Source organism: Oscillibacter sp. (genome assembly GCF_032018205.1).
In the GTDB taxonomy this organism is placed as follows: domain Bacteria; phylum Bacillota; class Clostridia; order Oscillospirales; family Oscillospiraceae; genus Oscillibacter.
Genome location: NZ_DALZOY010000004.1, coordinates 196,751 through 221,535 on the forward strand (window position 1 = coordinate 196,751; position 24,785 = coordinate 221,535).

Annotated in this window: 22 protein-coding genes; 3 read left to right on the forward strand and 19 right to left on the reverse strand. The window is 59.5% G+C overall.

What is annotated here, in order from left to right:
* Positions 1–142: 142 nt before the first annotated feature.
* The 17 genes from lepA to miaB all read right to left on the reverse strand — a co-directional run bounded on the left by lepA (position 143) and on the right by miaB (position 19,149).
* Entirely contained in the window at positions 143–1,954 is a 1,812-nt protein-coding gene (gene lepA, locus RTU96_RS05040) for a translation elongation factor 4 (protein WP_312635310.1), read from the reverse strand.
* Between the two features lie 48 nt (positions 1,955–2,002).
* Positions 2,003–3,043: a hypothetical protein gene (locus RTU96_RS05045; RefSeq protein ID WP_312635311.1), complete on the reverse strand. Its 1,041-nt coding sequence runs from the start codon at positions 3,041–3,043 to the stop codon at positions 2,003–2,005.
* Between the two features lie 10 nt (positions 3,044–3,053).
* On the reverse strand, positions 3,054–4,493 hold the full coding sequence (locus RTU96_RS05050) for an MBOAT family O-acyltransferase (RefSeq protein ID WP_312635312.1): 1,440 nt from the start codon (positions 4,491–4,493) through the stop codon (positions 3,054–3,056).
* Between the two features lie 4 nt (positions 4,494–4,497).
* A complete protein-coding gene (locus tag RTU96_RS05055; RefSeq protein WP_312635313.1) occupies positions 4,498–5,175 on the reverse strand; it encodes a helix-turn-helix transcriptional regulator in 678 nt (225 codons plus the stop codon).
* Positions 5,176–5,402: 227 nt separating this feature from the next.
* The gene (locus RTU96_RS05060; RefSeq protein ID WP_312635316.1) at positions 5,403–6,287 is read right to left on the reverse strand and encodes an HAD family hydrolase; all 885 of its coding nucleotides are present in this window, start codon (positions 6,285–6,287) and stop codon (positions 5,403–5,405) included.
* A gap of 178 nt (positions 6,288–6,465) precedes the next feature.
* On the reverse strand, positions 6,466–7,281 hold the full coding sequence (locus RTU96_RS05065) for a DivIVA domain-containing protein (RefSeq protein ID WP_312635317.1): 816 nt from the start codon (positions 7,279–7,281) through the stop codon (positions 6,466–6,468).
* Positions 7,282–7,356: 75 nt separating this feature from the next.
* Entirely contained in the window at positions 7,357–7,797 is a 441-nt protein-coding gene (locus RTU96_RS05070) for a cell division protein SepF (RefSeq protein ID WP_293009945.1), read from the reverse strand.
* Positions 7,794–8,510 carry a YggS family pyridoxal phosphate-dependent enzyme gene (locus tag RTU96_RS05075; RefSeq protein ID WP_312635318.1) on the reverse strand — a complete coding sequence of 239 codons (717 nt, stop codon included), beginning with the start codon at positions 8,508–8,510 and terminating at the stop codon, positions 7,794–7,796. Before RTU96_RS05075 ends, RTU96_RS05070 begins: the two co-directional genes overlap by 4 nt.
* A 16-nt stretch (positions 8,511–8,526) precedes the next feature.
* Positions 8,527–9,828 (reverse strand): HlyD family efflux transporter periplasmic adaptor subunit, encoded by a 1,302-nt coding sequence (locus RTU96_RS05080; RefSeq protein WP_312635320.1) that lies wholly within the window; start codon positions 9,826–9,828, stop codon positions 8,527–8,529.
* A 51-nt stretch (positions 9,829–9,879) separates the two neighbouring features.
* The gene (gene hfq / locus RTU96_RS05085) at positions 9,880–10,104 is read right to left on the reverse strand and encodes an RNA chaperone Hfq (protein WP_312635322.1); all 225 of its coding nucleotides are present in this window, start codon (positions 10,102–10,104) and stop codon (positions 9,880–9,882) included.
* Between the two features lie 59 nt (positions 10,105–10,163).
* Positions 10,164–11,108: a tRNA (adenosine(37)-N6)-dimethylallyltransferase MiaA gene (gene miaA / locus RTU96_RS05090; RefSeq protein ID WP_312635323.1), complete on the reverse strand. Its 945-nt coding sequence runs from the start codon at positions 11,106–11,108 to the stop codon at positions 10,164–10,166.
* 1 nt (position 11,109) lies between these two features.
* On the reverse strand, positions 11,110–11,289 hold the full coding sequence (locus RTU96_RS05095) for a DUF6440 family protein (protein ID WP_312635324.1): 180 nt from the start codon (positions 11,287–11,289) through the stop codon (positions 11,110–11,112).
* Positions 11,290–11,307: 18 nt separating this feature from the next.
* A complete protein-coding gene (gene mutL, locus RTU96_RS05100) occupies positions 11,308–13,389 on the reverse strand; it encodes a DNA mismatch repair endonuclease MutL (RefSeq protein ID WP_312635325.1) in 2,082 nt (693 codons plus the stop codon).
* A 25-nt stretch (positions 13,390–13,414) separates the two neighbouring features.
* Positions 13,415–14,125 carry a type II CAAX endopeptidase family protein gene (locus RTU96_RS05105; RefSeq protein WP_312635326.1) on the reverse strand — a complete coding sequence of 237 codons (711 nt, stop codon included), beginning with the start codon at positions 14,123–14,125 and terminating at the stop codon, positions 13,415–13,417.
* Positions 14,126–14,147: 22 nt separating this feature from the next.
* Entirely contained in the window at positions 14,148–16,751 is a 2,604-nt protein-coding gene (gene mutS, locus RTU96_RS05110; protein ID WP_312635327.1) for a DNA mismatch repair protein MutS, read from the reverse strand.
* Between the two features lie 99 nt (positions 16,752–16,850).
* Positions 16,851–17,681: an MBL fold metallo-hydrolase gene (locus RTU96_RS05115; RefSeq protein WP_312635329.1), complete on the reverse strand. Its 831-nt coding sequence runs from the start codon at positions 17,679–17,681 to the stop codon at positions 16,851–16,853.
* 49 nt (positions 17,682–17,730) lie between these two features.
* On the reverse strand, positions 17,731–19,149 hold the full coding sequence (gene miaB / locus RTU96_RS05120) for a tRNA (N6-isopentenyl adenosine(37)-C2)-methylthiotransferase MiaB (protein WP_312635330.1): 1,419 nt from the start codon (positions 19,147–19,149) through the stop codon (positions 17,731–17,733).
* 212 nt (positions 19,150–19,361) lie between these two features.
* Between miaB and lspA the strand changes: the two genes are divergently transcribed.
* Entirely contained in the window at positions 19,362–19,856 is a 495-nt protein-coding gene (lspA, locus tag RTU96_RS05125) for a signal peptidase II (protein ID WP_312635331.1), read from the forward strand.
* Complete coding sequence (locus RTU96_RS05130; protein ID WP_312635332.1) at positions 19,825–20,748, forward strand: RluA family pseudouridine synthase; 924 nt, start codon at positions 19,825–19,827, stop codon at positions 20,746–20,748. Before lspA ends, RTU96_RS05130 begins: the two co-directional genes overlap by 32 nt.
* A 105-nt stretch (positions 20,749–20,853) precedes the next feature.
* Here the strand turns inward: RTU96_RS05130 and RTU96_RS05135 are convergent, their stop codons facing one another.
* Together RTU96_RS05135 and RTU96_RS05140 are read right to left on the reverse strand one after the other, a co-directional pair.
* Positions 20,854–22,326, reverse strand: coding sequence for an S-layer homology domain-containing protein (locus RTU96_RS05135; RefSeq protein ID WP_312635333.1), 1,473 nt, complete (start codon positions 22,324–22,326; stop codon positions 20,854–20,856).
* A 36-nt stretch (positions 22,327–22,362) separates the two neighbouring features.
* Positions 22,363–23,385 (reverse strand): LCP family protein, encoded by a 1,023-nt coding sequence (locus RTU96_RS05140; protein WP_312635334.1) that lies wholly within the window; start codon positions 23,383–23,385, stop codon positions 22,363–22,365.
* Positions 23,386–23,642: 257 nt separating this feature from the next.
* Here RTU96_RS05140 and RTU96_RS05145 point away from each other — a divergent pair, with 257 nt between their 5' ends.
* Positions 23,643–24,746: a polysaccharide deacetylase family protein gene (locus RTU96_RS05145; protein WP_312635335.1), complete on the forward strand. Its 1,104-nt coding sequence runs from the start codon at positions 23,643–23,645 to the stop codon at positions 24,744–24,746.
* Positions 24,747–24,785: the final 39 nt, after the last annotated feature.

Consider the following 24,785-nt stretch of genomic DNA (forward strand, 5'->3'; position numbering starts at 1 on the left):
ACAGTTTATGGATTATTTGTTTTTGAAAAAAACTAAATAATTAAAATTTGTGATATATTATTTAAAATTTATGAATTTTATTTCATATTGAGCTTGAGCAATGCCCGGCCCCTGTAAGGGGCCGGGCATTGCTTTGAAAAAATCATTCGTCCCCGTCCAGTTTGAGAACAGCCAGAAATGCCTCCGTGGGGACCTGAACGGTGCCGAGGGAGCGCATTTTCTTTTTGCCCTCCTTCTGCTTTTCAAGCAGCTTTTTCTTTCGGGTAATGTCGCCGCCGTAGCACTTGGCAAGCACGTCCTTGCGCATGGCCTTCACCGTCTCCCGGGCGATGACCCGGCCACCGATGGCTGCCTGAATAGGGATTTCAAAAAGCTGGCGAGGAATGTTGTCCTTCAGTTTTTCACACAGCCGCCGCGCCCGGGGATAGGCCTTGTCCCGGTGGGCAATGAAGGACAAAGCGTCCACATGGTCGCCGTTGAGCAGCAGATCCACCTTCACAAGGTCGCTGGGGCGATAGCCTGAAAGCTCATAGTCCAGCGAAGCATAGCCCTTGGTGTTGGCTTTCAGGGTGTCAAAAAAGTCGTAGATAATCTCGTTGAGGGGCATCTGATAATGCAGCTCGACCAGGTTCGTGTCCAGATACTGCATGTCCTTAAATTCTCCCCGCCGGTTCTGGCACATGGGCATAATGTTACCCACATACTCGTTGGGGCTGATGATGGACACCTTCACATAAGGCTCCTGCGCCTCCAAAATGGCGGTGGGGTCGGGATAGTTGTGGGGATTGTCCACGGTGAGCTCCGTGCCATCGGTTTTTGTCACGTGATAAATAACGGAGGGAAGGGTCGTCACCAAATCCAGATCAAACTCCCGTTCCAGCCGCTCCTGAATCACCTCCATGTGCAGCATTCCCAAAAAGCCGCATCGGAAGCCAAAGCCCAGCGCCGCAGAGGACTCCGGCTCAAAGGAGAGGGACGCGTCGTTCAGCTTGAGCTTGTCAAGGGCGTCCCGCAGGTCGGGGTACTCAGACCCGTCCTCGGTGTAGATGCCGCAGTAAACCATGGCCTGCGCGGGCCGATAGCCCGGGAGCGGCTCTGCCGCCGGGCGCTCCGCGCCCGTCACCGTGTCGCCCACCCGGGTGTCCTTCACATTTTTGATGCTGGCGGTAAAATACCCCACCTCGCCGGCCTCCAGCGTGTCGCAGGGTTCCAGCCCCAGAGGCAGCAGATGACCGCACTCCACGATGCCGTACACCGCGCCGGAGGCCATCATTTTCACCTGCATCCCGGGGCGCAGGGTTCCGTCCATCACGCGCAGATAGACCACCACGCCCCGGTACGCGTCATACTGGCTGTCAAAGATCAGAGCCTTCAGCGGTGCAGCCCGGTCCCCCTTGGGGGCGGGGACGTGCTTCACCACGTCCTCCAGCACCGCGTCGATGTTGATGCCCATTTTTGCCGAAATTTCCGGCGCGTCCATGGCGGGCAGGCCGATGATGTCCTCGACCTCCTGCTTTGCCTTTTTGGGGTCGGCGGCGGGCAGGTCAATTTTGTTGAACACCGGCAGAATTTCCAGATTGTGCTCCATGGCAAGATAGGTGTTGGCAAGGGTCTGCGCCTCCACGCCCTGAGTGGAGTCCACCACCAGAACGGCTCCCTCGCAGGCGGCAAGAGAGCGGGAAACCTCGTAGTTGAAGTCCACATGGCCCGGGGTATCGATGAGGTTTAGCTCATAAACCTCGCCGTCCTGTGCCTTGTATTTCAGCTTTACGGCCCGGGCCTTGATGGTAATGCCCCGCTCCCGTTCCAAATCCATGTTGTCCAGAAGCTGGCTGGACATTTCACGGGCGGAGACGGCCTCGCATTTTTCAAGCAGCCGGTCGGCCAGCGTGGATTTGCCGTGGTCGATGTGGGCGATGATGGAAAAGTTGCGGATATGAGACTGATCGGTCATATATGGAAAGCCTCCTTGGCGCCTGTCCCACAGGGGGTGCGGCGCGATTTACGCGAAGATTTTTTCGTAGTCGTAGTTTACCACAAAGGCGTGGAGCGCGTCCAGCCTCTCACGGTAATTCTCCTCTGTCAGACGGTATTCGTCCCCGGGCATGGCCTGAGACATGGCATAGGTCACCCGGCCCGCCACATGGATGTGGTCGGCGTAGTTTTCCAGATCGCAGATGGTGTCCGTGTCGGTCAAAAAGCACTGAATGTCTGCGTTTTTATAGGGCAGCAGCGTCTCCGCGGTACGGCGCAGCAGGGAAAACACCGCGTCGGTTTCACCCAGACGCTGCATTTTGTCCCAATAGAGGATGCTGTATGGTGAGAGGAAAAAGACGAACTCCGTGTCGGGATGGGCCTTCAGCCAGCTTGTCACCACCGCCAGGTTTTCGTCGCAGTCCTGTAAAAACGCGTCCGCAGAAAGGGGGGCGTCTGCAATTTCCGGCCGCTCATAACTGCCAAGGGCCAGCTCGCGGCTGAAATACATGGTTCCGTCCCACATGAACGCGTCCTGCAAGGGAAGCGTCTGCCCTCGGGCCTTTTCCCCCGCGGCGTAGACGGCGCGGAGCAGCACGTCCTTGCTGAAAAGGTACTCTGTGTCGTTCCACGGCTTGTCGTCATAGAGATAATCCGGAAGCTGGTCCGGCGCGTCTGACGCGGGACGAGCCAGAATGTTGGGGTCCAGACCGAAAATCACCCGTTTCACGTTCTGACGTGTGTAGGCGTAGTCCAGCGCCTGCGTAAACTCGTGAAACCCTCCGTTGGGAAAAGTCACCTTCACGGTGGAGGTGTCGTAAAACACGTCGAACCAGAAGGGACGGTAATTGGCGGCAAGGGACGTGCCCATCAGCACTGTTTCATAGCTTTGGCTCCGTAAAAGGCCCGCCGCCTGATACCGTTCGTCAAACCAGACCTCTCCCTCTGGGTCCGGGTCGTGGTAGTGGAAAAAGGGGTCCACCGCCGCCACCGTGCCGGCGCAGAGAAACAAAATAAACATAAAGCCCGCCAAAAGCCCCACGGCCCAGCGCTTTTTTGCGTTTTTCACAGCGCCCTCCTCAAAAATTCGCATAGATGAACGTGGACACCCCGGAAAACGACAGCACGGCCCACGCTAAAAGGATGCAGCAAACCGCGCCCCGCAGGAAGGTTGGTCGGAAGGTTTCCATCCGGCGGATGGTGTTTCCGGGCTTCAGCGCAGCAAGCAGTGCGATCAAAAACACCGCCGTCAACAAAAACATGCCCGCGTTTGGTCCAAGCCCCAGCGCGGAAAGAGCGGTCGTCTCTGAGGGGAGCAGGTTTTCCGTCATGAAAGGAGGGATTCCCACGCCGATGGAAAAAGCGCTTCGCAAAACGGACGCCGCCGCCGAAAAAGACGGGGCGCGGAAAAAGACCCACGCCAGATTCACAAATAAAAACGTTCCTGCCCAGCGCAAAGCCTTTGGCAGGTGAGTAAGCCGCGCCCCGGCGGCCCGCTCTATGACCTGCGCAAGACCGTGAAGCAGGCCCCAGACGAGGAATGTCCAGCCTGCTCCGTGCCAGAAGCCGCTGACGAGAAACACCAGCAGAATATTGCCATAGGTCCGCAGTTCGCCCCGGCGGCTGCCTCCCAGAGGAAAGTACAGGCACTCCCGCAAAAATGTTGTCAGCGTGATGTGCCACCGTTTCCAAAACTCTCCCACGCTCAAGGAGCGATAGGGCGAGTCGAAGTTTATGGGAAGACGCAGGCCAAGCAGCCGGGCCGCTCCTGCGGCAATGTCGCAATACCCGGAGAAGTCAAAATACAATTGCAGGGTATAGCCCAAGATGACAAGCCACGCGCCGGGGGCGGTAAGCCCGTCTAAATGCGCGTAGCCGCCGTTGACCACCGCGCCCAAAGAATCCGCCAGCAGGACTTTTTTCGCCATGCCGAAGGAAATGGCATACAGTCCCGCCGCCCGGTCGTCCCAGTCGGGGCGAAGAAATTTTTCGCCCCGAAGCTGAGGGAAAAACCCACTGGGGCGCAGAATGGGGCCGGAGGACACTGTGGGAAAAAATAGAGAAAACAGCGCAAATTCGTTCCGCCGTAGTCCGCTCAACTCCGTCGGCAAAAATTCCCCGGTGCCGACCTCCTTTAAAAACCATAGCTGCTGAAAGGTAAAAAAGCTCAGGCCCAAGGGCACCCAGCCCGGAGAGACGGTTCCGCCTGTGAAAAAACCCAGATACTTAAAGCCCAGCAGCACCGCGATGTGCCACGCCGCCGCCATGGCGAGTGCCCACTTGCGCGGTGTTTCCCGCCTGAAGTGGAAAGCCTGCGCGGCGGCAAAGGTCACAAAGCTTCCCAATACCAGCACGGCGAGGCCGAGCATGGTGTGGGGCTCCAGTCCCCACAGGTAGAATATCACGGAAAAAAGCGTTAACAGCGCGATTCCGGCCGGTCTGCTTTTTTTCGCCGCCATAGGGCAAAGAACCGCCGTCAGGGCCAGCAACAGCAGAAAAGACAGAGTTTGAAAGCCCATTTTCTCACTCTTTCACAAGGGCCGCAACCCTTGCGTCCGCGCTGTGAAGCACCTGCGTGATACACTGGCCGCTGCCGGGATAGCTTTTGCTCAGCGTCTCCCCTGTGGTGTCGGGGAAATTGGTCTTTTGGGACCGCAGGGTTTCCAGTGAGCGGACGTACCGCGTCTCCGCCAGCTTCATTCCGGCGGCAGGCAGGCCCATGGCCACCAGCTCCGCCGGGGCGGAGAACATGGACTCGTTGCCACCCCCGGCCCGGTGCAAGCGGCGGAAGAGAATGTAGACGGCGCCACCCAGCATCTGCGCAGCTTCGTTCACCGCGTCTTTGTCGTTGAGCCTGCCCAGAAGATCAAACAAAACGCTCACCGCTCCGCCGATCAGCTTGGATTGGAGGGTAGCAAGAACGCTTCCCCGCAGAATGTTTCCCTGATCCGCCATGCTGACAAGATCATCCTCCGTCAGCGCGCCGCCCTCGCGGGTAAGCGTTCGACCCAGCAAAAAGTCTGCCGACACATGGTAGTATTCGCAGGCTCGCACCACGAACGCAAGGCCCGGCTCCCGTGCCCCGTTTTCATAGTGGCTCAAAAGGGCCTGAGAAATGCCCAGCTCTCCCGCCGCCGACCGCTGGGAAACACCCCGCTCCTGCCGTAAAAGGGACAGGGTTCTTGAAAATTCCGTGTTCATTGTTTCTCTCTCCTTCGCGCTGATTCGCCGTCGAATCATCTGCTTTCTAAAATCAAACTGCACTTGTCGTCCGCCGCGCTCAAACCCGGAGGTGTCGCCGTATTTGACGAGGGGAGTGCAAGGCAGCCTCCCATGGCCCGCGCCATTGTCCGTCAAAACGCGGACGTAAAATTACACGCTGTATAGTTTAACAGAAACTATACAGCGTGTAAAGAGAATTCTTACGTTTAAAACAGACAGGCCTGCTCTGGCAGCTCACACCGCCCAATGGAGCGGAGCTGCTGGGTGTTTTCCTCCGTCAACTGCTCGGTGATCGCCATACGGCGCAGAATGTTTTTTACCGTCTCCTCCAGCGCCGTGCCGGGGGAGTAGTCCGCCGGAAAGATGAAGTCCACCCGGCCCTTGGCCAGCAAATCCTCCACCCCCGTCCGGTTGGACGCTTGATACACGGCGATGGCCTGTCCGCCGTAGGCCCGCATCATCTTCATGCAAGGCACATCGGAAAGCCCGTCCCCCACGTAGATCATGTTTGTAAAAGGGACGCGCTTGCCGTCGTCGGGCATGGAGGCGTTGAGGTCCCGGTCGTTGGACACGTCCAGCACGCCCTTGTTGATCCGGTAGACAAACTGGGTTTTGGCGGTGAAATTCACCGCCAGCTTGGGCCAGACCGGGCGGCCCTGCTCGTCGTAGTAAAACTCGCTGGCGTAAATCTCCTTGAACGCTCCGCTGATGGAGCTGCCCTCGATAATTTCCCGCAGGCCGGAGGAGATGACATAATGCTCCACCTGCACGCCCTGCTCCTCGCCGAAAGCATTCACCCGGGAAAACCAGTCCTCTACTCCGGGGAACAGAACAATGCTGCGACCCTTTTCCACCAGCTCCGCCCGGGTAAAGGGCAGGTTTTTCCGGCCCGCCTCCCGCAGCATGGTGTACATATAGGCAAGAATCCCGTCCATGCGGTTTTCATGTCCAAACCTGTTGGCCTGTTCCCAGAATTCCGCCGGGGCCATTCCAAGACTTGGGATAAAGGCGTAGTCCTGCATATCGGTGGTGCACAGGGTTTTGTCAAAGTCATAGAGAAACGCCGCAATGGGTCTGGTTTCCCGCTGCATAAGAGTCCTTCCTTTCCCGGATGAAGCCCACAAAAAAGCAAAACCGTCCCAAACCGGCAGGCGGCTCCTAAAAGCCATCTCGGTCTGAACGGCTTCGTGCGCTCCATCGTGCCCGTGGTCCGAAAAGCCTAAGCCCCGCCGAACGCATCGTCCGGCGGAACTCTTTGCTTCCAGCGGCTTATTCGGACCGGTTGTAGTTCCGTCCGAACTTCAATTCGTCCAGCTCAATTTTTTTTGTTGGCTCCTCCGACATGGGAATAAACGGATTCCCCTCGGGATAGGGAAATTCGTCGCCCTTTTCCGCTTCTGTCGAGGCGGGCTGCTCTACGCGGTCCGGTGTGCGCTCTGGCGCAGGCCGAGCCGTCGCTTCGGGCTGTGTCGGTTCGGATTGAGCCGGAATCGTTTGAACGGGCACGGATTCCCCGGCAAAATCCTCCGCCGGAATTTCGGTGGGGGCGGGTTCCTCCTGCCGGAAGGAGCCCATAATGCTGGCTTCGATTTCTCCGGTGGGAATTTCCGGCGCGGACGGAGCCGGCGCGCTCACCTCCGCCTGAGGGAGCTGCTCTAAAAACTGAAGCTGCTGGCGGCACAGGCCGCGCACCCGCTCCGAAAAAGCCGCCAGCTCCCGCTGACCGAGACGCAGACGCTCTTGCATCTCCTCCGCCTCGCGGCGCAAAGCCCCAATTTTCTCCTGCGCGTGAATTTCCCCGTCCCGCAGCATTTGATCGCGCTTTGCCTCCGCCTCCCGGACGATGGAGTCGGCCATCTTCTGGGCGGTGAGCAGGGTGGCTCGCATGGAGTCCTCCGTGGCGCGGTAATCCTCCACTTTTTCAACCAGTACCTTCATTTTTGCCTTCAATGCCGCGTTTTCCTTGTACAGCGCGGTGTAATCGTCGGTCACCTCGTCCAGAAATTCGTCCACCATGGCCATGTTGTAGCCGCCCATCACGGCTTTTGCAAACGCATGGCCGGAAACCTCCTGCGGTGTCAGCAATGCAATAACCCCCTCCGCGTCCGCGGGGACGCCGGTTTCATAGATTTTTCTCCCGGGCTCCCCGGGCGGACAGACTTAGAAATAAAGTCCGTTGTTCTCCAGCTCGTCAATCAGGTCTCCCTGAATGTCCACATGATAGGGCGTGATGATGTACGTATTGGCGGCCACCTTTTTAATCTTGCCCTCGCCGGCGTAGGCCACGCCGGACAAAAAGTCGATCAGCCGCCGGGCCACGTCCTTATTGGTGGATTCCAGATTGAGAACCACGGTGCGCTTGTCCTTCAGATGGTCTGCAATTTCCGAGGCGTTTTCAAACCGCTCGGGCTTCACCAGAACCACCTTCAACTGCGTCGTGGCGTGAATGTTGACCACCTTGTTGTGGCGCTCCTCCCCGCGGGAAGACTTGCGCTCTTCAAAGGCGCTCTCTCTGCGAGACGGTCCGTCAAAATCGTCAAAGTCCTCGTCCTCATCCTCATAGGGATGGGTCCATTTTTTTAGTTCATCCAAAAGGCTCATACAGTTCCCTCCTGATTTGCGGCGGGGTACGCCCGGTGGCCAAAAATGGCCGTTCCCACGCGGATCATGGTGGCTCCGGCGCGGATGGCGTCGGGATAGTCCCCGCTCATCCCCATCGACAAGATATCGAGTGTATTATCATATAGTTTTTGATTTATGTCAACATAAAGCCTGCCGACTTTTTCAAAATTTGCAAGATTTTCCCCCGGCTTTGTCTCGATGGGGGGTACCGTCATCAGTCCCCTCAGCCGGACGTGGGTCAGTTCCATCGCCTTTTGGGCGGCGGTGGAAATGGACGCGGAGTCGTAGCCGCTTTTGGCCTCTTCGCCGCCCACGTTTACCTCCAGAAGAATGTCTTGCACAATTCCCAGCTTTTCCGCCTGCTTTTCAATTTCCTCCAGCAGCGCGTCGGAGCCTACGGACTGAATCAGCGCCGCCTTTCCCACCACCTGACGCACCTTGTTGCGCTGCAAATGGCCGATGAAGTGGAGAGGCGCGCCGTCATAGGCGTTTTCAGCCAGCTTAGTCGTCATCTCCTGCACCCGGTTTTCTCCCAGCGCGTCGATACCGGCGGCAATCGCCTCCCGGCAGGCGGCGGAGTCATTCATTTTACTGGCCCCAACCAGCGTAATCTCCGCCGGATCACGGCCTGCGGCTTTGGCCGCCGCCGCGATTTCAGCGCGCACCCGCGCGACGTTTTCTTTAATCGACATAAAAGCCTTCCTTTCTCTAGCCCGCGTAATTGACAATCGCGCCGTGCTCCAGTCCCGCCGCGGAAAGAATCACCTCGTCGCCGGGGCGCAGGGCGGTCTTGCCAACCCCTTCCGCACGGACTACGGCGTAATCGTCGTCTCCCGACCACAGCACGGTCACAGGCTTAAAGCAGGCCTCCACGCCTACAATACAGTAAACACCGGCGGTGCCGTTTTCGTCCACCCGGATGGCCTGCTGGGGAATCCGAATGCCCGAGTAGGAGGAGAGTATCACGTCGGCAGATTGGCGGCGAAGCAGCGTAAGCTGCGCCAAATAGGAGCGTCCGCGGAATACCACGGCCACCCGCCCGTTTTCCGCTTCGCCGACGGACTGGACGGTGACGCTCAAATCCCGGTCCACGCCCTTGGCAAACCGCAGGGTCTGCGTGGCGCCGGGAACAAGGGCCTTTGCGTCGGCAGCAGAAAAAGCGCCCGCGAAGTACCACGTCTCTCCCACCACCAGCTTTCCAACGTCGCCGGTAGTCTCGGAGGGCTGTAGGCTGCCAAGGGTGGAGGGGGTCAGGGCGTCAAGCGTATCTGGCGTCAAAACCGTCTCATAGCCGTCCACCACGGCGGAATACAGCCCTGCCTTTGGGGCCGTCACCGTCCGAGAGGAGCCGGCGGACTGGGCCTTCAGCGAGGTAAGCTGGCTTTTCAGCTCCGCCGTCTGGGCTTTCAGTTCTTCGGCGTCCGTATAGGTGTAATCACGGCGCAGTACCAGCGCCTCCAGCTCTGCCACGCTGCCGGTGGCCGTGTCCAGCCGGTCCGCGGCCACGGCCCGGCGCATGGTTACAAGCGTTTCCGCGATCTGGCTGTCCAGTTGGAGGGCCGCTTCGCTGGCAGAGGCCGCCTCCGACGCGTAGTTTAACTGGTCCAGACGGGTCTGGAGCTTGTCAATCTCCGTCTGCCGGTCCAAGGAGGCCTGATCGGAATAAATCTGCGCCACCTTTCCGCCTGCGGCTACCCGCTCGCCCTCCCACCGGGTCAGCCGCAGCAGTCCGCCTCCGGAGTCCGGCAGCACCAGCTCGTCCCGCACCAGAAAGCCGGTGACGGAGAGGGTGTCCTCCACCTGATAGGAATAGGCCACGGCGGTAATCAGCGGGTCGGCATAGGCCTGATAGACCTTGACTCCAAAGTAGGTCAAAACTGCTAAAAAAATCAAGGCAGTTAAGGCTTTGGCGCCCAGCGCTCCGCCCTTTCTCCCGGCGGTGTTTCCATGGGCCGCTTCCGCCTCCGTGCTTCTGACGGATTCGATTTTCGGAGCGTTGTGTTTTTTCATAGGTACCTTCTTTGTCTTTTGGGCAGGACGCGCCATCTTTGCTTCGCCCGGTTATTCCTCGTTCAGGTCCACCGTCCGCACGGGGGCGATGGTGGAGATGGCGTGCTTGTAAATCACTTGCTGCTTGCCCTCGGAATCCAGAATCACCACAAAGGAGTCGAACCCTGTGATGATCCCCCGCATCTGAAAGCCGTTCATCAAAAACAGCGTGACGGGGACCCGATCCCGACGGGCCTTGGTAAGAAAAATGTCCTGCAAGTTTGATTTGTTCTGCATATGTATCCGCTCCTTTTCTTTTTTTCAAGCGGACCGAGCTTTCTCTGCCCGCCTTGGACCTAGAATAAGCCCTCCTCGGAGAGGATTTCAGTCGAAATCTGCATGGCGCGGACAAAATCTCTGGTTTTTTCCCAGTCAATCCAGTGGACGGACGGGTCCCGCCGCAGCCAGGTGAGCTGGCGCTTAGCGTATTGCCGGGAGCGGAGCTTCACTTCTTCCACGGCCTCGCCCTCGGTTTTTTCCCCAGCCAGAACCCCGGCGAACTCTTTATAGCCGATGGCCTGCATAGAGGTGGCGCTGCGGGGAAGGCCACGGCTTAAAAGCGCGCGAACCTCGTCTAAAAGCCCTGCTTCCACCATGGCGTCCACCCGGCGGTCAATCAGTGCCTTCATGTCGTCCCGGTCAGCAAACCGCAGCCCAATTTTCACCGCGTCGAATCTGGGAGGCAGCGCCCGCTCGGCGGCGTTGTGAGCGGAGATGGTCTGTCCCGTCTCGTGGAAGACCTCCAATGCGCGGAGAATGCGCTTTTCGTCGGCAGGATGGAGCTTTTCGGCGGAAATGGGGTCCACCCGGCGCAGCTCCTCCAAAAGAGGGCCGATGCCGTCCTGCTCCAGTCGGGCTTCCAACGCCGCGCGGCTGGCGCCGCCCGCCATGCCGGGGGCAAAGCCGTGGCCCCGCAGCAGCGCGTCCAGCCACAGCCCGGTGCCGCCTACCAAAACAGGACGTTTCCCCCGGGCCAGAATATCTTCCACCACCGGCGTGGCGGCAGAGACGTACCGGGCGGCGGACCAGTTCTCCTCTGGGTCCGCCACGGCCAGCAAGTGGTGAGGGATTCCCACCGTCTCTTCCGGTGTGGGGGCGGCGGTGCCGATGGTCATGCCCCGGTAAATTTGCATAGAGTCGCAGGAGATGACCTCTCCGTTGTATTTTTGGGCCAGTAAAACGCCCAACGTTGTTTTTCCGCAGGCGGTGGGGCCCACCACACAGATGAGCTTTTCCGCCATATCAGTTCTCCGGTCCCAGCGGGGTGACCACCGGCGTTCCGTCGGCATTCAAAAGGGGGGTCAGCCCAGCGGCGGAGCCGCTGAAGTGGAAGAAATAGTTTACGCCCGTCTCCCGGTCCACCCAGATTTCACTGCCGTTGAGCGTTCCCTCTCGCTCTATTTTTACAAATCGATTTGCCATACTATGGCTCCTTTCTTTTTATGCCCGTTTAAACATTTTCTCCAGCTCGTATTTGGTCATTCGCGCCTTCACGGGCCGCCCGTGGGGGCAGTATTGAATCTCGCCGGACTGCACCTTGTCTACCAGCGCCCGCAGCTCGCTTTCATCGCTGTCCCAGCCCGCTTTGATGGCGGCCTTACAGGCGATGGTGTGCAGCAGATTCTGCCGCTTTTCCGTGGGACTGCGCCCGGCGCGCAGATTTTCAGCCAGTTCCTCCAGCGTGGCGGGAATGTCCGCCGCGTCCAGATCTGCCGGGACCTCCCGCACCAGAACTGCCCCGTCTCCAAAGTCCTCGCAGGCAAGGCCCAGAGATTCCAGCAGAGGAAGATTTTCCAGCAGCAGCGCGCAGTCCTCGCGGGACAGCTCCGCCGCAACGGGGCGCAGCAGAGTCTGGCGCATCGGCGGCTGCTGGGATGCCATCAGGCGGTCGAAGTTGACCCGCTCGTGGGCGGCGTGCTTGTCGATTAGCCACACATTCTGGTGTGCGTCCTCGCAGACGATATAGGTTTTTAAAACCTCCCCTGCGATGCGCCAGGGAGCCTCCGGTCCGTCCTGTGTCATCCGTTCTCCCGGCAGGGTCAAAGTCTCCTGCTCCATGGGAATGGCGGGCACAAAGGGCCTTTCCTCTGAAACCTGCGGCCCTGCGGGTGCGGAATCGGTAGGCTGCTGGGAAAAATACGCTCCTTCGGCAGCGCGTGCAGACGCCTCTGTTTGAGAGTCCACCGTCCGGCCTTCCTCGTTCAAAGTCGCGTCCGGGACTTCCGCTTTTGCAGAAAAGCCACCGGAAACGGGAACGGAAAGCTCAACCGGATGGGAGGGCGCGTATGCAAACGCTTCCCGGGCGCTGTCCGCCACATGGACGGAGGAGGGCCGCTCGGTGTTCCACCCGGTAAAAGCGGGGGCTTTTTCTTCCGGGCTTTGTGTCCGGTCCGCAACTCGCCAATGGGTTCCGGCGTTGCTGTCCCCGGAAAGGGCGCTGTGGCGAAAGGTTTTCGCGTCCATGGTCTGGTAAAAATCCCCCCGGGGATTCACCACCGTCTCCGGTGCGGGAGCCGCCGCCTGCGGCAGTCCGTCCGCCGCCAAACTGTCCAGCACAGTGTGGTACACCGCGTCGAACACCTCTCGGTCCCTTGAAAATTTCACGGTGGTTTTGGCAGGGTGGACATTCACGTCCACCTCCGTTACTGGCAGGTCAATCCGCAGCACGCAGCCGGGGAATTTCCCTTTCATCAGTTGATTGCGGTACCCCTCCTCCAGCGCGGCGGTGAGAAGCTGGGATTTAATAAACCGTCCGTTAACAAAAAACGTCTGCATAGAGCGGGAGCCACGGCCCAAAAGGGGCTTTGTCACAAAGCCGGAGACAGTGACCTCGCCGCCCCGGCCTTCCACGGGTGTGAGCGTGCGGGCAAATTCCCGGCCAAGGGCGGCGTAAATTGCGGAGTCCGCCTTTCCGTCGCCGGGGGTGTGAAGGGCTTCGGTCCCGTCCTTGATGAAGCGGAAGGAAATCTCGGGGTGGCTCAGGGCCAGATGCTGCATCAGGCCGTTTACCGCCGCGGTTTCCGCGCTGTCCTTTTTCATGAATTTTAGCCGGGCCGGGGTGTTAAAAAACAAATCCCGGACAGCGATGGTGGTCCCCTCCGGAACCCCCGCGTCCCGTACCGATTCCGCAATGCCGCCCTCCAAGCGAAGGGAAGCGCCGGTTTCGCCCCGGCGGCAGGAGGAAATCTCCACCCGGCTCACGGAAGCGATGGCCGCCAGTGCCTCGCCCCGAAAACCCAGCGTGCCCACGCCCGCCAAATCCTCTGCGGCGCGGAGCTTGCTGGTGGCGTGGCGCAAAAATGCGGTGGGAAGCTCCTCCCGGGCGATTCCGCAGCCGTCGTCCGTCACGCGGATCAGGCGCATCCCGCCGTTTTGCAGTTCCACCGTTACGGCGGAGGCGCCCGCGTCCACGGCGTTTTCCACCAGCTCCTTCACCACGCTGGCGGGCCGCTCCACCACCTCGCCGGCGGCAATCAGGTCCGCCACATGGGGGTCCAGTTGTTGAATGTGGGGAATTGTCATAGCAAAACCTTTCTAATTCGTCCGCTCACAGCCGCGAGACCAGCACACTCAGCGCGTTGGCCAGTCCGTGCAGCGCCACGGAGGTCCACAGGGTTCCCGAATGGTCATAGGCCCAGGCAAGCACCGCGCCGGGCACCAGATATTGCAGCATCAGCCAGAAATAGGCCGCGTCCTGATTCCCCCAGGCAAACTGCCACACATGTAAAAACGCAAATAACACACTGCTGACAAGATAGGCCACCGTGCGGCTGCGGCTGCGAAGACCGCCGAAGACAAGGCCGCGGAAGAGAAATTCCTCTACAAACGGGGCAAGAAACAGCACGATGAGCAGTGTGCTTAGGGGCGCGGTGTCAATCCGGGCGGAAATGCTGACATCGTTCAGATTGGTCTGATTGTTCATCAGCGCGTGGGTCAGGCGATAGACAAGCTCGTTCAGACCGTACAGCGCAACAAGGCCCATGCCGAGGGTTTTCGCGGCCAGCGCCGCATTGTCCACCAGCGTCCGGGTGGAACGGCCCAGAAGGCCGTGGAAAATCATCGCCGTGACAGCAAAGAGCACGTAATAATAAATGGCGCTTTGCATTCCAGCGCTGATATTGACGTCCAAAAGCAGCTCTGCAAACCGAAACAGCGGGTCTGTTGCAAAAGGGAGGACCAGCAGATAAATCACAAAGAAAATCGTGCCGCCCGTTACTTCCCCCGAGGAGAGGTTTGCGTTTGTGCGCTGTCTTGCCATGTAGTTCTCCTTTTCGTTGTTGTCAGGACAGCTTGCGCTTCAGCTCGTACAAAAGGCCCATGGCCTCAATGGGGGTCAGCGTATCCGGCTGGCAGCGGCGCAGCGCGTCCAGCACTTCGCCCTCGCCCACCGCGTCCAAAGACACCTGTCGGGCCTCCTGCCGGGGCTTTACATACTGCACGCCGTTTTCCGCCTCCAGCTCTTCCAAAACGGTTCTCGCCCGGGCCACCACCTTGTCGGGCAGGCCCGCCAGCTTTGCGACCTCGATGCCGTAGCTCCGGTCCGCCCCGCCGGGGACGATTTTGCGCAGGAAGATAATTTCCTCGCCCCGGGTTTTCACGGCAATATTGTAGTTCACCGCGCCGGGAAGCGTGTCTTCCAGCTCCGTCAGCTCGTGATAGTGGGTGGCGAACAGGGTTTTGGCTCCCAGCTTTTTGGGGTCTGCGCAGTGCTCCACCACCGCACGGGCGATGGACATGCCGTCAAAGGTGGAGGTGCCCCTGCCGATTTCATCGAGAATCAGAAGGCTTTTTTTGGTGGCGTGGCGGAGAATGTCCGCCACCTCTGTCATCTCCACCATGAAGGTGGATTGGCCCGCCGCCAGATCGTCGCTTGCGCCGATGCGGGTGAAAATCCGGTCCACCACGCCGATGCGGGCCGCGGCGGCGGGGACAAAGGAGCCGACCTGAGCCAGCAGCACAATTAAGGCGACTTGACGCATATAGGTGGATTTACCCGCCATGTTGGGGCCGGTGATGATGGCCACCCGCTGCTCCCGCTCGCCCATAAACGTGTCGTTGGGGACAAACAGGCTGTCTTTCAGCACCTGCTCCACCACGGGGTGCCGTCCCCCGGTAATCTCGACAACGCCGGACTCGTCCACATGGGGGCGGCAATAGCCGTTCCGCGCCGCCACGCTTGCAAGGGACCCCAGCGCGTCCAGCTCGGCTGCCGCCCCCGCGGTCTGCTGAATCCGGGCGGCCTCGGCCACGATTTTTTCCCGCAGCGCGGTGAAAAGCTGATATTCCAGCGCCGTCACCCGCTCTGAAGCGGTGAGAATCTCCCGCTCCAAATCCTTCAGCTCCTGCGTGACATACCGCTCGCCGTTTGTGGTGGTCTGCTTGCGGATGTAGCTGTCGGGAACCTTGTCGATCATGGACTTGCTGACCTCGATGTAATAGCCGAACACCTTGTTGAAGCCTACCTTCAGGGTCCGGATGCCGGTCATTTCCTTTTCCCGGGCCTCAATGTCCGCAAGCAATCCCTTGCCCCCGTTCATCACGCTGCGAAGACGGTCCACCTCCGGGTCGTACCCGTCCCGGATGAAGCCCCCTTCCCGGACGGAAAAGGGCGGCTCGTCGCAGATGGCGGCGGCAATCAGCGCCCCCACGTCCGCAAGCGGGTCCAACAGGTCCGAAAGCTCACGAAGCCGCCGGTCGGAAAACGCGGACAGCCGCGCCGCGATGTCCGGCAGCTTTTCAATGGCGCAGCGAAGAGCCGCAAGGTCCCGCCCGCCGGCGGTGCCATAGGTAATGCGGCCGATCAGCCGCTCCAAATCCCCCAGCCCGCTCATGGCGGCAATCAGCTCCTCGCGGCCGATGGTGTTGTCCACCAGCGCGGCCACGGCGGAAAGGCGGCTGTTGATGGCGGTGACGGAGAGCAAGGGCCGTTCCAGCCAGCCTCGCAGACACCGGCCCCCCATGGAGGTTTTCGTTTTGTCCAAAACCCACAAAAGGCTGCCGCGCCGCTCCTTGCCCCGCATCGTCTCTGTCAGCTCCAGATTTCTGCGGGAGCTTAGGTCCAGCTCCATAAACCGGCCCTGCTCGTAATAGTCCAACCGGTTGATGTGACTCAGGTCCGTCTTCTGGGTTTCATGGAGGTAGCTTAAAAGCCCCCCCAGCGCCATTGCTGCCGCGGGATTGTCTGTGGGCAGGCTCTGCCAGCCATCCTCGCCAAATTGGATGAGGATGCTTTTTTCCGCCTCGCCGGAGAGAAAGCGACCCTCGCCGCCGTTTTCCACCCGGCAGTTGAATTTTTCCCGCAGGGCTTCCGTCAAATGCTCCTCGGCAAAGGCCTCGTCGTTCACCACCGCCTCGGCAGGAGAGAAGCGGCCCAGCTCGTTGACAATGTGCTCTGCCCGGTCTTTCCCTGAAAAAGATGTGACGTGGGTTTCACCGGTGGACATGTCGCAGAAGGCCGCCCCGGCGTGTTTGGAGTCAAGGTAGATTCCGCAGAGGAAATTGCCCGCCTTCTCGTCCAGACACGCCGCGTCGATCACGGTTCCCGGCGTCACCACCCGGATGATGTCCCGTTCCACCAGACCCTTGGCTGTTGCGGGGTCTTCCATCTGTTCGCAGATGGCCACCTTGTAGCCCTTGGCAATCAGCCGGGCGATGTATGCGTCGCTGGAGTGGTAGGGGATTCCGCACATGGGGACCCGATCCTCCGGGGCCTTGTTCGGGTCCTTATCCCGGCTGGTGAGGGTCAGGTTCAGCTCCTTCGACGCGGTGCGCGCGTCGCTGTCGAACATCTCATAGAAGTCACCCAGACGGAAAAACACGATGGAATCGGGGTTTTGCTCCTTGATTTTCAGGTATTGCTTCATCATGGGGGTCAATTCCGCCATGGATAGGTCACCTCATTCTCTTTCTAAGCTAAAAGCCGCAGGTCCCGTCAATACGCGAGACAATGTATGTAAAAGATCTCCGTTATGGTGCTGAAAGTGTCAGATTTCCACGGTGCTGCCGCCGGTCATATAGTGAAGCCGGTCCCCCAACTGCTCTTTCAAAATGGCAAACGCGTCCTGCCCGGTGCAATGGCCGGTGTAATAAACCGTAAGCTCCCGGGCCAAAAGCTCCCGGCCCACGGCTTCCACCAGCTCCCTCGGCTCTGTCTCGCCGGTTCCGGGACTGTACAAATGGAACCCGGCAAATACAGCGTCCGGCGACCGGCCCAAAAGCTCTTCCGCCCGGCGCAGGATGTTGACGATGCCCCGGTGGGAGCAGCCCGCAAGCAAAACGGCCTTGCCGTCCTCGTAAATCAGAAGGTTCTGCTCGTGGCGAAACTCGTCCATAGGGTAGTCCTCGCCTTGCTTTTCCTTAAGCTTATCGTTGGCATGGGAACGGTAATCAGCGGTTTTAATGTCGGAAAAAAGCCGCAGCGTGTCGTCAATTGTCAGCGCGTCCCCGGTAAGCGTCAGCCGGTCCTCAAAGGGGCGGACCTCCTCCGGCATCCCGATAAACTCCGGAACGCCGTTTTTACCCATTGCGTAATAGTCGCCCATGGCTGCGCGACTGAGATAAACCCGCGCGGTTTTGTTGACGGAAAGAAACGGGGCAAGCCCCCCGGAATGGTCGTCGTGGGCGTGGGAGAGCACAGCGGTGTCCACTAAAGCCAAATCCACGCCCAGAGCGCGGGCGTTATCCAGTACGGCGGGGCCGGGACCCATATCAAAGAGGATTTTGTGGGTTTTCGTCTCCACATACTGGCTCAGTCCGTGGGCGTGAACCACGTCGGCGCGGCAGGAGGTGTTTTCAAGCAAGGTTGTAATCTTCATGAGATTCGCTCCTTTCAAAAACCCCGCGGCAAAAAGCCGCCGAGAAAATTTAGACTGTAACTGCCTCTCCGTACAGCGCCCAGGTATTGCTGTCGGTAATTTTTACGTCCGCAAAGGTCCCGATAAGAGATTTGTCTCCCTTGACGCGCACCAGACGGTTCCCCTCCGTACGGGAGGAAAGGGGCCAGTCGGCGTCTTCGCTTTCCCCGTCCACCAAAACGCGCAGGGTTTTCCCTACATAGGCGGCGTGGGCGGCGGCGGACTTGGCGTTTTGCACCTCCAGCAGCCGATCAAACCACTTCTGCTTTTCGCTGCGGGGCACCGGGTCGGGCAGCTCCGCCGCTTTCGTGCCGGGGCGAGGACTGTAAATAAAGGTGAACAGTGCGTCAAAGCCCACGTCCTCCACCAGAGACACGGTTTGCATAGCCTCCGCCTCAGTCTCCCCGGGAAAGCCAATAATCACGTCGCTGGTGAGCACCAGATTGGGCATTTTCGCCTTTGCGTAGTTAATTTCCTCCAGATACTGCTCCCGGGTGTACCGCCGGTTCATTTCTTTCAGAACACGGTTGTTGCCGGACTGGAAGGGAAGGTGGAGCTGCTTTGAAACATGGGAACACCGGGCCATGACGTCAAACAGCTTGTGGGTCGCGTCCTTGGGATGGCTGGACATGAAGCGGATGAGATAGTCTCCGGGAATCTGGTCGATGTCGGAGAGCAGGTCTGCAAAGTCGTATCCGCCGCCAAGGTCGTTTCCGTAGGAATTTACGTTCTGGCCAAGAAGGGTAATCTCCTTGTACCCGGCCTCCACCAGCTCCCGTACTTCCGCCAAAACCGCGTCCCGGCTGCGGCTGCGCTCCCGGCCGCGGACGTAGGGCACGATGCAGTACGAACAGAAATTGTTGCACCCGTACATAATGGAAACCCAGGCCTTGGCCCCCTCCTGACGGAGGGTGGGAAGCCCCTCTGCAATGCTGCCGACTTCGTCCTCCACGGCGAACACTCGCCCGTGGGACTCGTATACCTGCCACAAAAGCTCCGGGAATTTCCACAGCGCGTGAGGGCCGAACACCAAATCCACATGGCGGTAGGATTCCTTCACCCGCTTGCCCACCCGCTCTTCCTGCGCCATGCAGCCGCACAGGCAGATAATCTGGTGGGGATTTGCCTTCTTCGTGTGGGTCAGGGCGCCGAGGTTGCCAAACACCCGCTGCTCCGCGTGCTCCCGGATGGCGCAGGTGTTGAGAATCACCACGTCGGCCTCCTTTGGCTCCTGCGTGAGGGAAAAGCCCATCTCCTTCAGCATGCCCATCAGCTTTTCCCCGTCGGCCACGTTCTGCTGGCAGCCGAAGGTGTCCACGCAGGCGGCGGGACCGCTTTCCCGCGATAAGAGCATGGTATGAATCAATTCCGTAAAGCCCCGCTGGCGCGCAATCTCCTCTGGGGCAATGGTCACGTTTTTGCGTTCCAAGGGTAAATCCTCCAAAACCTGAAAATGTCGATAATTTATCCACGTTAGCTTATCACAAAACAAAAAAAAGCACAAGCCGGATTTCCCCGGGGGCGGTGACCCGCGCCCCGGCAAAACGCGCCCATGGGGAAGTTGCTTTTTTTCCCCAAATGGGGTAGGATAGGGCATAAATCTTTCAGAGAATCGGCGCATACCGCGCAGGGAGGTCTTTTATGCTCTATCTTATCGCCGGCGCAGGGCTTTTGGCTGTGGACCAGTGGGTCAAGTATTGGGTGACGGTCCATCTGGAGCTGGGCGCGTCCGCGCCGCTGTTTCCTGGCTTTCTGGAGTTGCTGCGGATTCATAACTACGGCGCGGCCTGGTCCAGCTTTTCCGGGATGCGGTGGCTGCTGCTGGCGCTGACGGGGGCCATTGTGCTGGCAGTCATCTTTGCCGTGGCGAAAAAACTGGTTCGCCATCCGCTGGGGCTGGCCGCGGCCACGCTGATTATCTCCGGGGGCCTTGGCAATATTCTCGACCGGGCGCGGCTGGGGTATGTGGTGGATATGTTCAACTTCCAGTTTGTGCACTACCCCGTGTTCAACGTGGCGGACATCTGCATTGTGTCCGGGGCGATTCTGGGGGCGGTATACTACCTGTGGTTCTATGAGAAATACGATGGGAAGGAAAACGCCGATGGAAACGCTGACGCTGAGAGCAAGTCCTGAGGACGCGGCGCGGCTGGATGCGTTTCTGGCCGAACGGGGACCCGGACTGACCCGCTCTGCCGCCGCGCGGCTGATCGGGGAGGGCAAAGTGCTGGTGGACGGGAAAAAAGCCTCCAAGAGCCTGCGTCTTGCCGGCGGGGAGACGGTGACGGTGGAGCTGCCCCCGCCGGAGGCATCCGAAGCGTTGCCGGAGGATATTCCGCTGGACGTGGTGTATGAGGACGGGGACGTGATCGTTGTGAACAAGCCCCGGGGACTGGTGGTCCACCCCGCTCCGGGTCACCCCGGCGGCACGCTGGTGAACGCACTGCTGAACCGGTGCGGCGAGTCGCTTTCCGGCGTGGGCGGGGTGCTGCGCCCCGGCATTGTCCACCGCATCGACAAGGATACTTCGGGCCTCATCATCGCCGCGAAAAACGATTTTGCCCACGGTCGGCTATCTGCCCAGCTTCAGGACCATACGCTGGCCCGGACCTACGAGTGTATCGTGGTGGGAAATCTCAGGGAGGATTCCGGCACGGTGGACGCGCCCCTTGGCCGCTCTCCCGCTGACCGAAAAAAGCAGGCGGTGGTGCAAGGGGGCCGCCGGGCCGTGACCCATTGGGAGGTCATCGCACGCTACCCCGGCTTCACCCATGTGCGCTGTCATTTAGAGACAGGGCGCACCCACCAGATTCGCGTCCACATGGCGCATTTGGGCCACCCCATTCTGGGAGACACGGTGTACGGCGCGAAAAAGCCCGTCCCGGGATTGCAAGGCCAGTGCCTCCACGCGGCAGGACTTCGGTTTCTCCATCCCCGGACGGGGCAGCCGGTGGAGCTTACCTGCCCGCTGCCGGAGGAATTTTTGCGCCAGCTACGCAAACTGGAAGAGGGAAGGCGGCCTCTTTGAAGAAAACCGATCTGTTATAAAAAATCGAAAAGAGCCTGAGAAACCGAACCTTTAAAAAATCAGCCGCGCCGGAGAATGTTCTCCAGCGCGGCTTTGGTGATGCACTTACCATGGATGGAAGCTGCGGGACTGCGCCTCGGTCATGGCAAAATAGCGGTAATCCACGCCGTTTGTGCTGTCGCCCCATGTGGTATCAATGTGATAGGACGTGCCGTCCAAAGTGGCCACCGTCCAGATGTGGTCGGGGTTGGACAGGGCGTAGCAGTCGATGCCCTCCAACTTTAAAAGAAGGTTATAGGCCCCGGAGTATCCGTCGCACACAGCCGTTCCGTGGCGGAAGAGGGTATAACCGATGTGAGAAAGGGAGTCGGGCCCGGCGGCAGTGTCGTAAACACAGTTGTCACAAATCCACTTGAAGTAAACACTGGCTTTTTCCATCTGGGTCATGGTTGCGGTGATCGCGCCTTCGGACCACAACCGGTCGTGCAGGGCGATGGCGGCTTGAAGGGTGTAGTCCCGGTAGGCGGGAAGGTTTGCCCCCGCCGCCACGGCGGAAAAGGTCAGCGTCACCCGGCCGGTAATTGTTTCGTAGGTGCACTCCACGGAATTGTACATTTGCTCGCAGTAAGACTTGACGACGGCCAACGCTTTGTTCATCACGTCGCCCGCCTGTGCGGAGGTAATGTATGTGCCGTAATTCAGCTCCAGCACGTTCGTCTCCTGAGAGAGCATGTAGGCCACGCTGGAAGCAATCTGCTCCTGCGTGGAGGGTGCGGGGAAATAGGTGACGCTGGAGGTGACCAAATCTCCCCAAGAGGTGCCCGCCACGCTGTAATCCGGGGCCTCCGGGACCTCCAGAATGGTCCACGCGGGCGTCAAACGCAAAGCGGGGTCCACCATCCGGGTCAGCATGGCCGCCGCCGCTCCGCGGGTCACCGCGTTTTCAGGGCCGAAGGTTCCCGCGCTGTCGGACCCGGCGGACACGCCGGCTTTGTAAAGCGTCAGAATATCGTTGTAATAGGGCGTATACTCCGTCACGTCCGTGATAAACTGACGGGAGGCGTAAGCTCTTGTCACCAGCTCGTCGTTGATGGCGGGAAGCGTCTCCGCCGGGAGAGCCGCCGCCAGCACATGGGCCGTCTGGGCCCGGGTGGCAGGGCCTTTATAAAGCCCGTCCAGTTCCGAGGCAAGCGCGCCCACGCTTTGAAGATACGCGAGATACGGCTCATAGGCCGACTGGCCCTCAGTTCGGAAGGCGGCGGCGCCGGATTCGGCGTCCCCTGTGGCGTACAGGCTGCGAATGCGGCCCGCGAAAATCACAATCTGTCCCACGGTCATGCCGTCCTTCGGGCCGAAAGTGCCGTCGCTCTTGCCAACCGACAAACCGTATTCGTACAGGGCCGCTACGTTGCCGTAGAAAACCGAGGCGGGAGTTACGTCGGAAAATTCGCCGGCATAGGTTTTCGCGCGGACAAAATTATCCGCCGAGTTTTCAGCCGCCGCTGCGGGAACGCACAGGCCAACTGCCAGAACAAGCGCCAGCAGCAGCCCCGGCAGGCGCAGCTTCAGATATATCATAGGGTCTCCTCTTCTTCTTTCATCACGCAGCCGCGCTCAGGACAAAATGTTCAGATCCGCCAACACCCGATCTTCCACATAGGGGTTAAGATATTCGTTGACAATGAGCAGCACTTCGTCCGCTTTCAGATAAATATAGGGAGAATGCCACTCTCCGGGCAGGGTGGAAAAATTCACGTTGTCCGCACCCATGGAAAATGCCTCCTGCCCCAGCCAGGCAAGCTCGCCCAATTCCAGATCGGTTTTCACGTACTGCTGAAAAATCTTTGCAAACTGGGAAACCTTCGTCAGGTTGGCGGGCCGCAGAGTCTGCTTCGCCACGGTCTTTAAAAAATCCTGCTGGGTTTTCATCCGGCCAATGTCCTCGCTGCCGTAGCCGGTGCCGTCATTGTTGTGGCGAAAACGGACCACCTTCAGTGCTTCCGCGCCGGTTAAGTGACGCGTCCCGGCGGAGAAATGAATGGACAGGTTTTGAATCGGGTCGTCATAGTCCATGTCCACGGGAATGTTGAAATCCACGCCGCCGATGGCGTCCACCAGCGCGGAAAAGGCCTTCAGGCTGACCTCCACGGTGTAGTCCACCGGAATTCCCAACTGACCGGACAGGGTTTCCGCCGCCTGTTCCATGCCGCCGATGTTGTAGGCGGCGTTGAATTTATAGTTCTTGCCGTTGATGCGGCTTTTGGTGTCTCGAGGGATGTTCACGCCGTAAATCCGACCGGCTCCGGCGTCCACCGCCACCAGAATGTTGGTGTCGCTGCCGCCATTTCCGTCGTCCACGCCGGAGACGAGAATCGTGTAAAAATCGGGCTTTCGGGCCGAGTGGGCGGCCTTTGCCGCCAGAGCCAGCTGGTCGGCATCCTGCAAAGCCTGCTCCGCAGAGGAGAAGGTCTGAGACGAGGCGGGAAGGCCCGCGCCGTTCTCATCCTCCAGCTGGGGCGGGCGGACGATGGCCTTGTAGGTCAGGGTCAGCCCCACAAAAACGGACAGAATGACCACAAGCCCCAACAGGCGGCGCTGAAGCGGAGAAATACGGCGGCGACGGCGTTTTTTAACCATGGGTACGGCGAACTCCTTATCGGTCTCCGCCCGCTGGGCGGAAGGACCGTCAAATCTAAACGCCGACCCGTCGCAATGGAAAAAACGGGGGCGGCTGTCATGCCTCATTATACTGCCTTCCGGAGCAAAGCGCAAGATTGGATTTGCGGGGAAGGGCCTGTGTCTCTTAGCGCGGGAATGCTTTACAAAACCGCCGAAAGCGTGCTAAAATAGAGAAAAACCGCCGTGAGAAGATGGAAAGGGAGGGGGGTGGTCGCGTGAAAAAGAGATTTGCCGCCGCAGTGCTGGCGCTGGTTCTGATGGGAACCCTCTGTCCCCCTGTTTCGGCGGAGGATTCGGTCTATTTTACCGCCGTGGACGAGCGGGTTCTGGATTTGAAGGATTCCACCATGCCCTTCTGGTTCGGTGGATATCTGTACGTGGCCGCCACGGTGTTCCGGGAATCCGGCGTGAACTATTCCTATAATGTTGTCACCCAGACGCTGGTGCTGTACGACTCCAGCCGGTCTTTGGTGTTCGACGTTTCTACCGGCTCCGGCACCACCGGACAGGGGGAGCTGTATGACCATGTGTGTGTGACTCGTGGCGGAGTGACTTTTGTGGCGGCTTCGCCCGTGGCATCCTATTTCGACCGCGCATACAGCAATACGCCGGTCAACCATGGATACCTGATCCGAGTGAAAAGCGCCGCCGCCGTTCTGCCAGACAGCATGTTTACGGATACCGCTTCCTACCAGTTGGACGCGAAATACCAGCAGTATCAAAAGAAAAACACTGCCGACCCAGCGGACATTAACACAGGGGAGACAGGAGACTCCGAGGTCGAGGACCCCGCTTCTTCCGGAAAGTCGATTTACCTCTGCTTTCTGGCGGAGGAAGGGGAGACTGTGACCGCGTGGCTGGACGCGCTGGAGAGCCGGGGCGTTCACGCTGCATTTTATTTTACGGAGGAGGCCCTTTCCCGCAGCGGGGATCAGCTTCGGCGCATCGCGGCCTCCGGCAGTGCCGTGGGCCTGATCCCCGGATTCGGAGGGGGCGCGGCGGAGCGGTTGGACACCATGAACCGGACATTGTTTGCCGAGGCGGGGATGAAAACCCGGCTGGTCTATGGGGCGGCGGGGGACGCAGCCGCGCTCCGGGCGGCGGGTTACTGTCCGCTGAGTCCCAGCATTGACCGTGCGCAATACGGCCTTGGATCTTCCGGCGCGGCGAACACGCTTCTGAATCAAATTGGAAAACGGCGGGGCCCTGTGTCCGTGTGGCTGGGGAGCGACGTGACCGCCGGGGCTCTGCGGGTGTTTCTCATTTCCGCCGCAGAGGAGGGGGACCGGCTGCCCGCCATGACGGAAACGGCCTTTTAAGCGTGTGTTTTACAAAAAATTCAACATCTGAGAACCAAA

Bases quoted from the DNA above. Each gene is read 5' to 3' on its own strand.
- lspA (WP_312635331.1), top strand. From the start codon at position 19,362: ATGCTCTATCTTATCGCCGGCGCAGGGCTTTTGGCTGTGGACCAGTGG.
- RTU96_RS05055 (WP_312635313.1), bottom strand. From the start codon at position 5,175: ATGAACACGGAATTTTCAAGAACCCTGTCCCTTTTACGGCAGGAGCGG.
- RTU96_RS05070 (WP_293009945.1), bottom strand. From the start codon at position 7,797: ATGAGCCTTTTGGATGAACTAAAAAAATGGACCCATCCCTATGAGGAT.
- RTU96_RS05130 (WP_312635332.1), top strand. From the start codon at position 19,825: ATGGAAACGCTGACGCTGAGAGCAAGTCCTGAGGACGCGGCGCGGCTG.
- mutL (WP_312635325.1), bottom strand. From the start codon at position 13,389: ATGACAATTCCCCACATTCAACAACTGGACCCCCATGTGGCGGACCTG.
- hfq (WP_312635322.1), bottom strand. From the start codon at position 10,104: ATGCAGAACAAATCAAACTTGCAGGACATTTTTCTTACCAAGGCCCGT.
- miaA (WP_312635323.1), bottom strand. From the start codon at position 11,108: ATGGCGGAAAAGCTCATCTGTGTGGTGGGCCCCACCGCCTGCGGAAAA.
- RTU96_RS05050 (WP_312635312.1), bottom strand. From the start codon at position 4,493: ATGGGCTTTCAAACTCTGTCTTTTCTGCTGTTGCTGGCCCTGACGGCG.
- RTU96_RS05135 (WP_312635333.1), bottom strand. From the start codon at position 22,326: ATGATATATCTGAAGCTGCGCCTGCCGGGGCTGCTGCTGGCGCTTGTT.
- RTU96_RS05075 (WP_312635318.1), bottom strand. From the start codon at position 8,510: ATGTCGATTAAAGAAAACGTCGCGCGGGTGCGCGCTGAAATCGCGGCG.
- RTU96_RS05115 (WP_312635329.1), bottom strand. From the start codon at position 17,681: ATGAAGATTACAACCTTGCTTGAAAACACCTCCTGCCGCGCCGACGTG.
- RTU96_RS05080 (WP_312635320.1), bottom strand. From the start codon at position 9,828: ATGAAAAAACACAACGCTCCGAAAATCGAATCCGTCAGAAGCACGGAG.
- RTU96_RS05060 (WP_312635316.1), bottom strand. From the start codon at position 6,287: ATGCAGCGGGAAACCAGACCCATTGCGGCGTTTCTCTATGACTTTGAC.
- RTU96_RS05095 (WP_312635324.1), bottom strand. From the start codon at position 11,289: ATGGCAAATCGATTTGTAAAAATAGAGCGAGAGGGAACGCTCAACGGC.
- lepA (WP_312635310.1), bottom strand. From the start codon at position 1,954: ATGACCGATCAGTCTCATATCCGCAACTTTTCCATCATCGCCCACATC.
- mutS (WP_312635327.1), bottom strand. From the start codon at position 16,751: ATGGCGGAATTGACCCCCATGATGAAGCAATACCTGAAAATCAAGGAG.
- RTU96_RS05140 (WP_312635334.1), bottom strand. From the start codon at position 23,385: ATGGTTAAAAAACGCCGTCGCCGCCGTATTTCTCCGCTTCAGCGCCGC.
- RTU96_RS05105 (WP_312635326.1), bottom strand. From the start codon at position 14,125: ATGGCAAGACAGCGCACAAACGCAAACCTCTCCTCGGGGGAAGTAACG.